This is a genomic window from Occultella gossypii, assembly GCF_019947135.1.
GTDB lineage: Bacteria > Actinomycetota > Actinomycetes > Actinomycetales > Beutenbergiaceae > Occultella > Occultella gossypii.
In genome coordinates, this window is the sequence record NZ_JAGSHT010000033.1 from 1 (window position 1) to 14215 (window position 14215).

At 73.1% G+C, this 14215-nt stretch carries 9 protein-coding genes; all 9 read right to left on the bottom strand.

What is annotated here, in order from left to right:
* Positions 1-123 precede the first annotated feature (123 nt).
* The 9 genes from KCQ71_RS26370 to KCQ71_RS26410 all read right to left on the bottom strand — a co-directional run bounded on the left by KCQ71_RS26370 (position 124) and on the right by KCQ71_RS26410 (position 14090).
* Positions 124-1476: a hypothetical protein gene (locus KCQ71_RS26370; protein ID WP_223411654.1), complete on the bottom strand. Its 1353-nt coding sequence runs from the start codon at positions 1474-1476 to the stop codon at positions 124-126.
* A 69-nt stretch (positions 1477-1545) separates the two neighbouring features.
* Positions 1546-3429, bottom strand: a complete 1884-nt coding sequence (locus KCQ71_RS26375) for an ABC transporter ATP-binding protein (protein ID WP_223411655.1) — start codon at positions 3427-3429, stop codon at positions 1546-1548.
* Positions 3426-5210 (bottom strand): ATP-binding cassette domain-containing protein, encoded by a 1785-nt coding sequence (locus KCQ71_RS26380; protein WP_223411656.1) that lies wholly within the window; start codon positions 5208-5210, stop codon positions 3426-3428. Before KCQ71_RS26380 ends, KCQ71_RS26375 begins: the two co-directional genes overlap by 4 nt.
* 6 nt (positions 5211-5216) lie before the next feature.
* Positions 5217-6245 carry an ABC transporter substrate-binding protein gene (locus tag KCQ71_RS26385; RefSeq protein WP_223411657.1) on the bottom strand — a complete coding sequence of 343 codons (1029 nt, stop codon included), beginning with the start codon at positions 6243-6245 and terminating at the stop codon, positions 5217-5219.
* A 105-nt stretch (positions 6246-6350) separates the two neighbouring features.
* Positions 6351-7136 (bottom strand): ABC transporter ATP-binding protein, encoded by a 786-nt coding sequence (locus KCQ71_RS26390; protein ID WP_223411658.1) that lies wholly within the window; start codon positions 7134-7136, stop codon positions 6351-6353.
* Positions 7133-8293, bottom strand: a complete 1161-nt coding sequence (locus tag KCQ71_RS26395) for a FecCD family ABC transporter permease (protein WP_223411659.1) — start codon at positions 8291-8293, stop codon at positions 7133-7135. The genes KCQ71_RS26390 and KCQ71_RS26395 overlap by 4 nt, the downstream gene beginning before the upstream one ends.
* Positions 8294-8348: 55 nt before the next feature.
* Positions 8349-9203 (bottom strand): EamA family transporter, encoded by an 855-nt coding sequence (locus KCQ71_RS26400; RefSeq protein ID WP_223411660.1) that lies wholly within the window; start codon positions 9201-9203, stop codon positions 8349-8351.
* A gap of 19 nt (positions 9204-9222) precedes the next feature.
* On the bottom strand, positions 9223-10059 hold the full coding sequence (locus tag KCQ71_RS26405; protein ID WP_223411661.1) for an alkaline phosphatase family protein: 837 nt from the start codon (positions 10057-10059) through the stop codon (positions 9223-9225).
* A gap of 107 nt (positions 10060-10166) precedes the next feature.
* Positions 10167-14090, bottom strand: coding sequence for a lamin tail domain-containing metallophosphoesterase family protein (locus KCQ71_RS26410; protein ID WP_223411662.1), 3924 nt, complete (start codon positions 14088-14090; stop codon positions 10167-10169).
* Between the last annotated feature and the right edge of the window lie 125 nt (positions 14091-14215).

Below are 14215 nucleotides of genomic sequence, written 5' to 3' on the forward strand. Positions count from 1 at the left end.
TGGCGGCCATCCGAGGACGGCATCAACGGCTCAATCAGGTCCCACTGAACATCTGACAGCACGGCAGTTCGCGACACCAGAACAGACTCTCAACGAACACCCCCAACCTTTAGGAGACACGCCCTAGTCGAAGTCGAAGTCGAAGTCGTCGAGGCCGTCGAGGAGGCCGCCGAGCACCATCCCGCCGATGACACCACCCAGCATCCCGCCGGCCCCGGACCCGCCACGTCGGCCGCCGCCCCAGTCGTCGCCCCAGCCGGAACGACGGTCCTCGCCCCAGCCCGCCCGCTGCTCCTGCTCGCGCAGGTGCGCGGCCTCGAGGTCTCGTCGTGCGATCGCGGCCGCGTCCGCGGCGAGGTCCGCAGCCTGCCGAGCCTGGGCAAGTGCGGCCTGCGGATCGTCGACGAGTGCGACGCCGCCGAGCAGCCGTTCCGCCTGGGCGAGCCGGGTCCTGGAGTCCGGACCGATGTACCCGGGGTAGTCGGCGATGAGGGTGCGCGCGAGTGCGATCTGACGGTCGGCGTCTGCGTGGGCCGCCTCCAGATGGGCGCGCCGCCGCTCCCGCTCGGGCCGGTTCCGGCGTTCCTGGACGAGCCGGTCCAACGACTCGTTGGAGGCGCGGAGCCGGCTCAGCGTGGTGAACGGGTCGCGCGACGCCTCGCCGGTCGCGGCGGCCGTCACGGCCTCGTCCAGCGCGGCCGCAGCCGTCTCGACCTCGGGGTCCGGGGCCGCCGCCAGCAGGTGGCGGGCCTCGGCGATGTCGGAGCGTGAGTCCGCGAGCACGGCGGTCAGGATGGATTCCGCGTGGACCGCCTCCACCTCGTAGTCCGTGACGGCGTCGAGCAGTTCGTCGGCGCGGCGGACGCTGTCGGAAGCGACCCGGATCGCCTTGGTCGCCTCCTCGCCGCGGCCGGCCGTGTGCCGACGTTCGGCGAGACCCACGCTGCGCTCGGTGAACTGCAGCAGCGCCTCGGCCTGGTCGGGGTTGTTCGCGACGGCGACGATCGCCTCCTCGCTGTAGCGGGTGGAGAGCGTCGCGAGTGCGGCGCGCGCCTCCGCCACCCGGCTCGCGACGTCGGACGACTCGGCCCGGAGCCGCGCGATGGCGGTCGGCGCGTCGCGCAGGGCGGCTCGGCGGTTGGCGAACGCCGAGGCGGGAGCACGGACGAGCCGGTCCACCTCCGCGGTGGTGGCCAGCACGCCGGCCTCGAGCTGCTGCCGTTGCTGCGGTGTCTCCGGCTCGTCGTCCAGCAGCAGGCCGTTGAGGCGGAACGCTTCCCGCAACTGCGTGCGTGCCTGGGTGAGCGCCGCGGCGAGCTCACGCGTGTCGACCTCGCCGAACTCCGCGGTCGCGTAGCCGAGCTCGTCGGTGCCGCGTCGCACGGTCTCGTCGGCCCGAACGAGCGCCTCGGCGACCTCGGGGGTGACCTCCGGCGCTGGGCTCGGCTTCTGACGTCCGAAGATTCCGCCGAACATCGGGCTCCTCACGTGGATGGACTCCCATTATGCGCGGTGTGCCTGGGACTGCCGTCAAGCGTCGGCGGGTCAGTGCGCCGCCAGCCGTGCGAATGCGCCGCCCGCGCGGATCAGGTCGACGTAGGTGCCCGTCTCCACCACGCGTCCCTGCTCGAGCACGACGATCAGGTCTGCCGCCCGGGCGGTGGCGAGCCGGTGCGCGATCAGCACGACGGTCCCGCCGGCGGCGCCGCGGAGCCGGTCGATGATGCCGTCCTGGGTGAGCGCGTCCTGGTGCGAGGTCGCCTCGTCCAGGACCAGGACCGGGCTGCGCCGCAGCAGCGCCCTGGCCAGCGCCAGTCGCTGCGCCTGTCCGCCGGAGAGCCGCTGGCCGTGTTCGCCGAGGCGCGTCGCCAGGCCGTCCGGCATCGCGTCCAGGTCCGCCGTCAGGCCCGCGGCGGCGCAGGCGGCGGCGAGCTGCTCGGCGCTCGCGTCCGGGCGGCCGAGGGCGAGGTTCTCGCCGATGGTGCCGGTCAGCAGCACCGGCCGCTGCTCGAGGACCGTGACCTCCCGCCACAGGTCCGCGAGCGCCAGGTCGCGCAGGTCGACGCCGTCCAGGCGGACCGCGCCGACGTCGGGGTCCCAGACCCGGGTGAGGAGCCGGGCAAGGGTGGACTTCCCGGATCCGGTGGCGCCGACGACGGCCACGAACGACCCGGCCGGCACGTGCAGGTCCACGTCCCGGAGCGCGGGGTCCGGCCGGCCCGGGTAGGCAAAGGTCACGTTCTCGAGGTCGAGCGTTCCGCGCACCCGCCCGACGGCGTGGGGCCGGGCCGGGTCGGCGACGGCGGGTGGCGTCGTAGTCAGCTCGCGCAGCCTGCGGGCGCTGGCCAGCGCGGCAGGCAAGGATCGTGCGAACGCCTCCACGGAGCCGAGCGCAGGCGCGATCGCAGGGACGAGCGCGATCGTCAGCAGGAGCGCGGGCAGTGCCGCCCACCCGGCCGGTGGCGCGCCGGGTGAGCCCGCAGCAGCGACGACGGCGGTGTCCGCGCCGCCGAACGCCCCCTCGGGCCCGACTGCGGCGAGCGCGAGGAGCGCGATCGTGGTCACGGCCTGCCACGTGAGGGTCATCGCCGCACGTCGCCCGAGCAGGCCCGCGGTACCGCGCAGCGCTGACGCGACCGCGCGCCCGTGGGCGTCGACCGCCGCGGCCCGGTGCTCCACCGCGTCGAAGGAGAGGATCTCGGCGTGCCCGCGCAGGTCGTCGCTGACCTCCTGGGCGAGCACGGTACGGCGGTCGACCACCTCGCGCGCGGCCCGACGTGCCCGCCCGGCCCCCGCGACCGGCACCACGATCGCCCCGACCCCGACGCCGACCAGCAGGACGAGAGCGGGTAGCGGGCCGGCGATCACCACGGCCACGGCCACCCCGGCGAGCGGCATCCACACCGCCGTCACGACCGGGGCGATCGTGTGGGCGTAGAACACCTCCAGGCGGTCGATGTCCCGGGTCGCCGCGGACATCAGGCGGCCGCTGCCGTGGGTGTCGGTGACCGCCGGGGCGAGCGGCACGAGCCGGTCGAAGAGTTCGGTGCGCATGCGGCCGAGCAGCCGGAACGCGGCGATGTGGCCGGTGAGCTGCTCGAGGTAGCGGCACAGCGCCTTGACGAGCGCGGAGCCCACCATGAGCGCGACGGTGACGGCGACGAGCAGGCCGGGCTCGGCGGCCCCGACGGCCAGTCGGCCGAGGTTCCAGGCCGGCACCAGGAGGAGTGCGCCGCCCGCGGCGTGGCCGATCATCCGCGCGATGACCGAGATTCCGAGCAGGCCAGCGGCCGACCGCGCACCGCGCAGCAGCTCCAGCACCACGGCCGGCGTCGACGCGTGCCCACCGTCGCGCTCCGGCACGTGGGCCGGGCCGGCGCCGTTCGCCGTCGCTGCCACGGGCAGGATCCCGAGGTGTCCGGCGCTCATGGACGGGCCGCCAGGTCCTCGCGTGCGGTCGCGGCGGCGTAGTACCCGTCACGGGCGAGCAGATCCGCCGGTGTTGCCACCTCGACGACCCGGCCGTCGGCGAGCACCAGGACCAGGTCCGCTTCCGCCGTCGTGGCGAGCCGGTGGGCGATGAGGACGAGCGTGCGCCGGCCGCGCAGGTCCCGCAGGCTCCGGGTCACGAGCGCCTCCGTCCGTCGGTCCAGGTCCGCGGTGGGCTCGTCCAGGACGAGCACGGGCGCGTCGGCCAGGAAGGCGCGGGCCAGCCCGACCCGGCGGATCTGGCCACCGGACAGTCCCGCTCCGGCCTCCCCGATCCGGTGGGCCAGTCCTCCCTCGAGCGCGGCCACCTCGCCGTCGAGATGGGCCACGGTCAGCGCGTGCCACAGGTCGTCGTCGCCTGCGTCCGGTCGGGCCAGGCGCAGGTTCTGCGCGATCGTGCCGGTGAACAGGAACGGCTGCTGCGGAACGGTCCGCACCTGGGCGCGCAGTTGGGCGGTGTCCGCCGGCTGGCCGTCGAGGTCGATGCCGCCGACGGCGGTGGGCAGCAGTCCCTGCAGCACCATCGCGAGTGTGGTCTTGCCGGCACCCGTCGGTCCCGCCACGGCGAGCACGCCACCGGCCGGCACGGCCACGTCCAGCCCGCGCAGCACGGGCGCACCGGCACGGTCGGCGCCGAGTCCGCGCAGGGTCAACGAGACCCCGGACCGCGCGGCTGCCGGGACGGCGCCGTCCTGCTCCTCGCGGGTCCGGCCCGGGCCGGTGCGGCCCGACAGCCCCTCGAGGTCACGCTGGGCGGCCCGTCCGCCCATGCCGATGTAGAACGAGCGACCCATCAGGTCGATCGGTTCGTGGAGCAGTAACGCCAGCCCGAACGTGGCCAGCACATCGCCGAGGCCGAGGGACCCGGCGGCGAACCCGGCCAGTGCCAGGCCGAGTGCCGCAGTGATCATGACCAGGGAGAACAGGGCGTCGTTGACTCCGATCATGAGCTGGCTGCGGCGCAGCATCGCGCCGATCTCGCGCTCCAGGCTCGCCGAGGCACCGGCGAGTTCGTCGCGCCCCCGCCCCGTGGCTCCCATCAGTCGTAGCGTGCCGAGCGCCCGCAGCATCTCGTGGAACCTGCCGGCCACCGCCGCGGCGGTGCGGCGGTAGCGGGCGTTCGGACGCCGGAACCGCCGCATGAAGAACGCCACCACGACCGGCACGAGCGCGACGAGTGTCCCCAGGACGAGCGCGATCCGGAGATCCACCGCCACCGCGATCACCACCAGCACCCCGATCGGCGCGGTGAAGGACGCGAGCGTCGGTGGCAGGAAGGACGCCCGGTACCCGGCCACCCGCTCCACGGCGTCGGTCAGGCGGGACACCGCAGCGCCCGTGGCCGGGCGGCCCGGCCCAGCCCCGCCGGTCGGCGCCACCGGCTCCACGCCGTCCGCCGGGGTCCCACGAAGCACCGCCCGCACCGCCCGGCCCCGCCAGGCGACCTCCTGCTCGCCCTGGATGATCGGCGGCTGCGCGGCCGCCAGACCCGCGCACGCCGCCGCCGCGGCGGCAAGACCCAGCGCGAGGACGAGGAGGCCGAGCACCCGGGGCGGGGCTGCGCCGTCGGGCATCGTCGCGCGACCACCGACGATCGCGTCCAGCACCGCACCCAGGGTGAGCGCGAGACCGGCGAGGAACCCGGTGCGTGCCCACGTGAGTGCCACCGTCCACCAGCCGCGGGCGTCGAGGTCGCGGAGCAGGCTCCCCAGCAAGGACACCGCCGGTCAGCTCCCGGTCAGGTCGGGCTGGAGGATCCCGGCGAGCGTGCGCAGGCCGTCGGCCATCCGGATCCCGGCGCTCCCGGAGATCTCGCTGGAGGGCACCAGGTGGACCTGGCCTTCGGCGATCGCCGGGACGTCCGCGAGCGCGTCGGCCTCGAGGATCGCGGTGAACGGGTCGAGCCCGGCGCCGCGGAAGTCCTCCACGAGGATCACGTCCGGTGCGGTGGCGAGGATCATCTCGGCATCCGCGGGCACCGTGCCGTTCCAGCCCTGCTCCGCCGCGATCGGGTCACCGCCGGCGAGCTCGGCGAGCGTGGTCGGCGTGGAGCCGATGCCGGTGATGAGTACCTGGTCTCCGCGTGCCATCAGGGCGAGCACGCGGGGGCGTTCGGTCGCGCCGGCGACGGCGTCGGTCACCTCGGCGACCTCTGCCTCGAACGCCGATGCGGCCGTCTCGGCGGCCTCGTCGGCACCGACGGCGGTCCCGATCGTGCGCAGCGACGCGGCGACGGCGTCCGGGCCGGCGAAGTCCGCCGCGGTGAACACCAGAGCCGGCACCCCGGAACCGGCAAGCAGGCCCGCGGCATCCTCCTCACCGTCGTGTCGCCCGGTCATCAGCACCAGATCCGGCTCCAGGGCGAGGATCTGTTCGGGGTCGGGAGTGGTGCCCGGCGCCAGCACGGTCTCGACCAGCTCGGCCTCGGCGAGCTGGTTGCCGGCCCCCTCGGTCACCGAGCCGGCGGCCACGGCGGCGACACGCTCGTGTCCCACCAGTTGCAGCGCGAGGTCCCCGGTCTCGGTGGACAGGGCCACGATCCGCTGTGGCTCGGCCGCGATCGACACGTCCGTCCCGCCGACGGTCACAGTGCGTGGCCAGACGGCGTCGGCATCCGCCGGAGCGTCGGCCAGCGGCGCGCCGGTGGTTGCGTCCAGGTCGGCGTCCGGCTCGACGCCGCCGGCGCAGGAGGCGAGCAGGAGTCCCGCTGCGAGCGAGGCGGCGAGGGTGGTGAAGCGGATGCGGCGATGGGTCATCAGGAACTCTCTCTGTGCTGGCTGTGCTGTGTCGGTTGGAGGCTGTGCTGGGTCGATTGGTGGCTGTGCTGGGTCGATTGGTGGCTGCTGGCTGCAGTGCCCCGGTCAGGCCGCCGGGCCGAGTGCGCTGACCCTCGGGGTACCGGTCGCCGGGTCGGTGTCGATCACGGCGCGGACGCCGTAGACCTCGGCCATCAGGTCGGGGGTGAGGACCTGCGCGGGTGACCCGGAGGCGCGCACCCGGCCGGCGTGCAGCATGGTGATGGTGTCGGCGCACCGAGCGGCGAGGTTGAGGTCGTGCAGCACCGCGACCACGGCCGAGCCGTCGCCGGCCAGATCCCGGAGCAGGTTCAGGACCTGGAGCTGATAGGCGACGTCGAGCGCGGAGACCGGCTCGTCGAGAAGGTAGGCGCCGGGCGCCTGGGCGAGCTGCTTGGCGATCAGTACCAGTTGGCGTTGCCCCCCGGAGAGGGTGCGCACGCTGCGGTGGGCGAGGTCGGCGACGCCGGCCCGGGCCAACGCACGCGTCACCGCGTCGGCGTCGAGTGGGCCCGGCCCGCGCCACCGCTGCAGGTGCGCATACCGGCCCATCGCCACCACGTCCCGGACCGTGAAGTCCTGGTCGACGCCGGTGTCCTGCGGGAGGAAGCCGACCAGCTGCGCGCGGCGGCGGGCGCCCAGACCAGCGAGCGGGGTGCCGCTCGAGGTGACCGATCCGCCGTCGGGCGTGATCAACTGCGCGAGGGCGCGCAGCAGCGTGGACTTGCCCGCCCCGTTCGGGCCGATCAGGGCGTGCACCCGACCCGGTTCCACGTCCAGGTCCACGCCGTGCAGGATCGGAGTGCCGCCGAGCCGGACGGCGATCCCGCGGGCCGTCAGGGTGCGGGTCATCGCGGCACGGCCGCGGACCGACGCATCACGAGCGCCAGGAGCACCGGCGCCCCGATGACGGCGGTGACCACGCCGGTCTGCAGGACCACCGGGCTGAACAGCAGCCGGGCACCGAGGTCGGCCAGCGCCAGGAACACCGCTCCCACGGCGATCGAGACCGGCAGCAGCCGGCGGTGGTCGGGCCCGATCACCAGGCGAACCAGGTGCGGCACCACGAGCCCGACGAACGAGATCACGCCGGTTACGCTCACGCAGGCGGCGGTGATCAGCGCCGCGATGCCGAGCCCGACGTGCCTCACCATGGTGGTATTCACCCCGGTCGCAGCGGCGGCCTCCTCGGAGAGCACCATGAGGTTGAGCTCGCGGGTCAGGCAGAGCAGGGCGGCCAGGCCGAGCAGCACCGGGACCACGATGAGCAGGACGTCCGCCCAGGTCGCGGCGGTGAGGTCCCCGTTGAGCCAGAACGTGGCGCGCTGGACGTCCTCGGCGTCGGGGGCGTTCGCGATCGCGGCGGCGATGACGGCGCCGAGCAGGGCATTCAGCGCGATGCCGACCAGGAGCAGGGTGCCGGCCGAACCCGGGCGGGTGATCCCGGCGACGCCCTGCACCACGGCGACGGCCGCGAGTGCCCCGGCGAACGCGCCGATCGGCAGCGCCCACGGGGTGGCCTGCGCGACGCCGGTGACGATCAGCAGCACCGCCGCGCATGCCGCCCCCGAGGACACGCCGGTGATGCCGGGCTCGGCGAGCGGGTTGCGGAACACCGCCTGCATCACGGCCCCGGCGCACGCGAGCGCGGCGCCGGTCAGGGCCGCCAGCAGCACCCGGGGCAGCCGGATCGAGGCGACCAGGCTGGCGTGTGCGGGTTCGGCCACGGGCAGGCCCAGACCGATCGCGTCGAGCGCGGGACGCGCGGGCTCGAGCAGGACGAGCAGCACCGTGCCCGGAGACGTCGCGACCGGCCCGAGCGACGCCGCGACCAGGACCGTGAGCAGGACCAGCCCCGCGAGGCCGGCCACCACCGCGCCCCGCGGCACCACCCGCCGCGGTGCCGCGGTGCCGGGGGCCGCCCGCTCCGGCGCGGTGGCTGGGAGGGCGGCCCTGACGGACTGTGATCCGGTCGGAGCCGCGGCTGGATGTTGGAGAAGTCGGGACACGACCGACACCCTAGTCGGTAATGAGACCCGTTCGCACTACACGGGTGACAGTCGCTCAGCCGCCGAGCTGGAGCAGCACCGCCCCACCGGCGGCGAGGACGATCGCGACGACCTCCCGCCTCCAGAGATGTTCACCCAGCATGAACCGCGCGATGAGCACACCCCAGACCACGCTGGTCTCGCGGACGGCCGAGACCAGCGCGAGCGGGGCGTACGCCTGTGCCCAGACCACGATGCCGTAGGAGGTCACCGACATCAGCCCACCGAACAGGCCCATGCGCACATTGCCGCGGAGCCGCTCGCGCCGGCCCGGCCCCATCTGCCGGGCCGACAGGCCCGCGAGGAGCGGCCCGAGCACCGCGAACATCCAGCAGATGTAGGGAAGCGGCTCGGCCGTCATCCGCACGCCGACGCCGTCGAGCAGGCTGTAGGCGGCGATCACGAGCCCGGTGAGCAGGGCCAGCCCGAGGCCGGTGCCAGGCCGCGGCAACCCGCGCGAGAGCGCCAGGGTGGCCAGGGCGAACACCAACAGAGCCAGGCCCAGCCATGCCACGGTCGACAGGTGCTCGTGCAGGAGCAGCACCGCGACGGCGGTCACCACGACCGGGGAGGTCCCGCGCGCGATCGGATAGAGCCGGCTCATCTGCCCGAGCGAGTACGCCCGGGTCAGCAACACCATGTAGACGCACTGCAGGACCGCGGAGAGCACCAGGAACGGCCAGCTCGCCGGGTCGGGGAGCCCGAGTGTCGCAGTCGCGATGACCGCGCCGACCGCGCCGGTGACGGCGATCGCCGACCCGAAGAGGAAGGTCGCCACCCATCGGTCGCCGATGGACTTGGCGACGGCGTTCCACACCGCGTGCAACGCCGCGGTCGCCAGCACGACCAGCAGGACGGTGCTGGCGGTCATGGGATCTTCGCCGGCGCAGTCATCGGAACCCGAACGGCCGACCGATGAAGGCGGCCGAGGTGGGGGTGACGCCGAGCACCGCCAACATCTGGGCGGCGACGTCCGCCTGTTCCAGCGAGCGCGGGACCGGCGTCGCCAGACCCGGACCGGAGGCGGCGATCCATGCGGTGCGTTCGACCTCGGTGTCGCCGCCGTGGCCGCCCCCGTCGACGTGACCGTGGTCGGTGAGGACGATGACGGTCCAGTCCTCGCCCTCGCGGCCCGCGACCGCGGCCAGCATCCGGCCCAGGTGCGCGTCTGCGGCGACGATGGCGTCGCGGTACTCATGCCCGACACCACGCAGGTGAGCGACCTCGTCGGGTGAGCCCAGGTACGCGACCACCAGCGAACCACCGTCGGCGGCGTGAGACGTGAGGTGGGCGACAGCGTGGCTGGTCATCTCGGCGTCGACGGCGAGCCACGCCTCGCAGGTGTGCGCCGGTGGGCTGGCGGGCGACCAACCGCCGTCCGCGAACAGCGGGCCGCCCGAGTCGTTCGTGACCAGCGGTGTCCAGGTTGCGCCCACCCAGGTGGCGACGTCGGGACGTTGCCGGCGCACGAGGCTCACGACATCGGGATGTTCGGCGTAGCGGTTGCTGCTGAAGTCGTTGTCGACCACGCCGTGGTCCGGGGTGAGGACACCGGTGAAGATGGTCGACCACGAGGGGCCCGAGATCGTGGGCCCGGCGTCGTTGACGCGCAGAGGCCGCAGGAACCCTGCCGCCTCGAGCGCGTCCAGGTGGGGGGTCGCGACCTCTCGGAGGGTGTCGTAGCGCACGCCGTCAATGCCAACGACGAGGACATGATCTTCGGTCATGCCGCCAGCGTCCCAGACGCGCTCACTGGCCCGGGAGACGGGTCCGACCCCCGGACCACTGGCGGCCGTCGTCGGCCGGCAGCGTCGACCTCAGCGAGCGTAGCCGATCATCGATCACCCACACCCGGACATTCTCCACGCACCGGGCCGCTCACCTCGTTCGGCACGCCCTCGTCGGTGCTCGCCGCGTTGCCGGTGCAGGTGAGTGGCCCATCGATCGTGAGTCCGGAGAGCACGCTCGAAACGGTGCTGCCGGTGATCCGCACCGGCCCGCGGATCACGGTGTCGCGCAGGTGGACGTGCGCGGCGCCGTCTGCCGTGACGGGCCCGTTCAGGGTGGCGGAACCGGCCACGAGGGAGGCGCCCGCGGTCACCATGACCGGGCCGCGGACGGTCGCACCATCAGCGATGCAGGTGACTCCCGATTCCACGACCACTCGCCCGGGCGTACTCCCGGTGAGGGTCGTGGTGCACTCCAGGCCACCGGCGAACCGGGTGACCGGGCCCCGGGTGGCGGCGCCGGTGGCGTCGACAGCCTCGGCGATCCAGGCGTAGCCCTCGCCCTGCGCGATGCCGGCCAGGGTTGCCGTCGTGATCAAGCCACCGCCTTCGCCCGGCACGGTCTGCGCGGGTAGCGTCTGTAGGGGCTCGGTCGCCGTCAACGAGGTGGTCTCCACCAGCTTCGGGTACATGATCGAGACGCCGGTGATGAACTCGTCGTCGGCGTCGGTGAACCGGGCGTTCTCACCCCGGTAGGGATAGGTGTCCACCGACCAGGCGTTGAACAGGTCCAAAGTGGCCGAGTACGTGTTCACCGCCATCTGCTGGGAGGCGACGTCGAACTGGAGCAGACGTTGCATGGCGACGTCGCGGTACCGGTTCGCGAGGTTCCCGTCCCGCGTCTGGAAACTCTGGTAGTTCGCCATCATCTCCACCACGGTGCGGGTACTCCCGTCCGCCCGGGGCACGCTGACCTCGTGGGTCACCACGCCCGAGTGGTGCCCGGCGAGCACCAGGAACACGTTCTCGTACGGCTGGACGAGCTGCTCCCAGATCTCCTGTCCGCGCGAGGTCCAACGCTCGCCGTCCCGGGTGGTCCGTTCGCCCTCGTCGTTGAAGTACTCGTGCGAGGCGATGACCACGTTGTGGTCGGGGTGCTCGGCGATCACCTGCTCCGCCCAGGCGTAGCCCGCATCGTCCTGGGTGAACCCGAGGTTCACCACCAGGAACTGGGTGCCGGCGGCCTCGAACGTGTCGTAGTGGAAGGAGTTGTCCGTCTCGGTCAGCGAGTCACCCCACCACGGCTGGTCGGCGTAACGCTCCGGGCCGAAGTAGGAGTTGAACAGGCTCTGGTCGAGCCCCCACAGGTTGTCGTGGTTGCCCGGCAGCACCCCGTGCGGGATCTGCGCGTCCTCCAGCAGGCGCAGGATGTCCGAGGACGCCTGGAACTCGCGACCGGCGCGCTCCCGGTCCTGGGTGCCGAAGAGCCAGTTCTGGATCATGTCCCCGGTGATCGCGGAGTAGGCGATGTTCCGGGCGTCGGCATTGGCCACCACCCAGGAGAACATGTCCGTGTACCGCTGGCGTTCATACTCCGCGAGCATCTGCGGGTCCGAGATGTGACTGATCGAGAAGTCGTAGAGACCAGGATCCTGGAACGCCAGATTCGGCTCCACTGATGCATCGAACGTCTGCGCCGTGCGTGGCCCGTCCTGCACGGCCACGTGCACCACGTCGTCGACCGCGTACCCGGCGAGAGCGCCGTGCAGCGTCACCGCGCCGTCCGGTCCGACCTGGCTCGCGTCAAGCAGGTCCCAAGCACCGCCGACGGCGTCCCAAGCCAGCAGCTGCAGCTCGTTGCGTTCGAGCGAACGCCCCTCCCAGACGACGTCGAGGTCACCGGCCAGGTCACTCACGTCCAGCACGTAGCGCTGGTACGGGTAGCCGTACCGGTCGTCGCCGACGGCGAGCCCGGCCGGACCGTCCGCGACGGCGGACTCGGAGGTGTCCGTGCCGGGAGCCGCGGCGAGCGGGCCGCCGTGGGTAACGCCGGCGACCGTGGAGATCGCGTCCTGGGCCAGGTCGAGGATCGCCGCGGCCCGCACGGCCACGGACTCCAGGTCGCCGTCGGGGTCGGCGGCCGTGACCGTGATCGCGCGTTCGGTGAGCGCGGGATCGGTGTAGGCCTCGCCGGTGGTCTCGGGCATGTCCGGGCGGTGCGACGTCGGCACGTCGACCGGGTCGAGCGCGCCGGGTGCAGTGCCCGTGCCCGGGTCGTACACCGCGGTGTTGAACTCACCGGGGGTCCGTTCCACTAGCTGGAAGTCCTGCCCGTCCACTCCGGTGGCCTGCACCCGGGAGTGGCTGTCCGCCTCGTCGAAGCGGTAGGCGTTGTGCGCCGAGTACCCCTTCGTGCACGGGCTGTACCGGTCGTTCGCGGTGCGAGAGGCGTCCTCGAAGTAGACGCCGAGGGAGTCGACCAGTTCGCCTTCGGCGTCCTGGACGTACAGGCCGTAGCCACCGGTCTGGTTCAGCGCGCCGGTATAGGTGGCCTGCGCGAGAGCGCGTAGCGCGGCGGGAGCGTTGACGTGGGCCGCGACCCATACCTGCCCGGTTTCGAGCACCGCGCCGATGTCCGCGACCCGTGGCGTGGTGATCCGCGAGCCGTCTCCGGCGCAGCTCCACACCGACCAGCCGGTCAGATCGACCGGTTCGTCGCCGTAGTTCGCGAGCTCGAAGAACTCGTCGTCCACGCCGCCGGGCCCGGCGGGTGAGGCCTCGCTGACCCGGATCGGGCCGAACACGAAGGGCTCGCCCTGGCTGGGCGTCGGTTCGACGAGCTCGCCCGGGGTGCGCTCGGTCTGGACGAAGTCCGCAGCGTTGTCCCGGGTGGCGCCGATCCGTTGGTAGCTCTGCGCAGTGAAGCCCGCCAGGGTGGCCGGGGCCGGTGTGCCGTCTGCGCAGGCGGAGTCGCGGTTGTTGTACAGACCCACCCGGTCCACGGTGAGCTGCTCCTCGTCCAGGATCAGTGCGCCGGCCATCCGCACGTGCAGCGCGGCGGCGAAGATGACGTCAGGATCCGGCACGGCCGGGTTCCGGGCGGCGCTGAGCGTCAGCGTCCCGCCCGCGGGCAGGATCGTGCCGACCTCGAGCGCGGACCCGGCACCCATGCGACCGTTCGGACCGCACTGGTAGACGGTCCAGCCGCTCAGATCCGCGTCCGCGGTGCCGTAGTTCGCGATCTCGACGAAACCCTCGACGTTGCCGCTCGGCCCGATGTTGGCGATCTCGCTGATGAGCACGTCACCGCCAGCCCGGCTGCGCTCCTGGGTGGCGTTCGCGAGGCCCGGGGTGCGGAGCGCGGTGATGAACGCGGTCGACGCCGGGCCCTGCATTGCGACCCGCTGGTAGGACTCCCCGACCACGTCGATCAGGTCGTTGGGCAGCACGTCATCCGCGCCGGTGCCGCAGGCGCTCAGCGCGCCCTCCGGGAACACCGCGAGCGAGTCCACCCGGCCGTAGTGCGCATCCTGCAGATACACGCCGAAGCTCTCCGGGTGCATGCTGGTGGCGTACGTCTGATCGACCACCGACGGGTCGATGGAGCTCAGGTCCGCCGGGCGGGCGATGGTGTAGCGCTCCCCCGGCGCCAGTACATGTTCGGGTATGACGACCTGCGGTGGGTGGGACCTGTCGCCGGTGCCGATGCACCTGTAGATGCGCCACCCGGTGATGTCCACCGGGCCGGCGGAGTAGTTCTGGATCTCGACGAAGTCCTCGCGGGTGCCGCCCGGCCCGTACGCACCGCCCACCTCGCTGATGAGGACGCCGGAATCGACTCCCGATCCGGCCGGCACGGGTTCGGCACCGGCCGGCGCTGCCAGCGTCGCGGCGAGCATGGCAGCGATCGCCGCTCCCGCCGTCAGGGTGCGACGGCGGAGCGCGCCACCGGGCCCGGACGCGGCCATGCCACGGGGCGTGTGAGCACGAACGAGCCTGCGGGTGCGGCGGGGCCTGAGGGGCGCGGTCATCGTTGTCCTTGGGACGGGGAGCATTCGCTCCGGGGCGGGAGGCCTGGCTGGGAGAACCCGGCTCGCTGGTGCGAACCGGTCCGGGCTTCGTGCTGCGGTGCAGTCGGTCCAGATGCGCTGCGTTC

Bases quoted from the DNA above. Each gene is read 5' to 3' on its own strand.
- KCQ71_RS26370 (WP_223411654.1), bottom strand. From the start codon at position 1,476: ATGTTCGGCGGAATCTTCGGACGTCAGAAGCCGAGCCCAGCGCCGGAG.
- KCQ71_RS26405 (WP_223411661.1), bottom strand. From the start codon at position 10,059: ATGACCGAAGATCATGTCCTCGTCGTTGGCATTGACGGCGTGCGCTAC.
- KCQ71_RS26410 (WP_223411662.1), bottom strand. From the start codon at position 14,090: ATGACCGCGCCCCTCAGGCCCCGCCGCACCCGCAGGCTCGTTCGTGCT.
- KCQ71_RS26390 (WP_223411658.1), bottom strand. From the start codon at position 7,136: ATGACCCGCACCCTGACGGCCCGCGGGATCGCCGTCCGGCTCGGCGGC.
- KCQ71_RS26385 (WP_223411657.1), bottom strand. From the start codon at position 6,245: ATGACCCATCGCCGCATCCGCTTCACCACCCTCGCCGCCTCGCTCGCA.
- KCQ71_RS26400 (WP_223411660.1), bottom strand. From the start codon at position 9,203: ATGACCGCCAGCACCGTCCTGCTGGTCGTGCTGGCGACCGCGGCGTTG.
- KCQ71_RS26375 (WP_223411655.1), bottom strand. From the start codon at position 3,429: ATGAGCGCCGGACACCTCGGGATCCTGCCCGTGGCAGCGACGGCGAAC.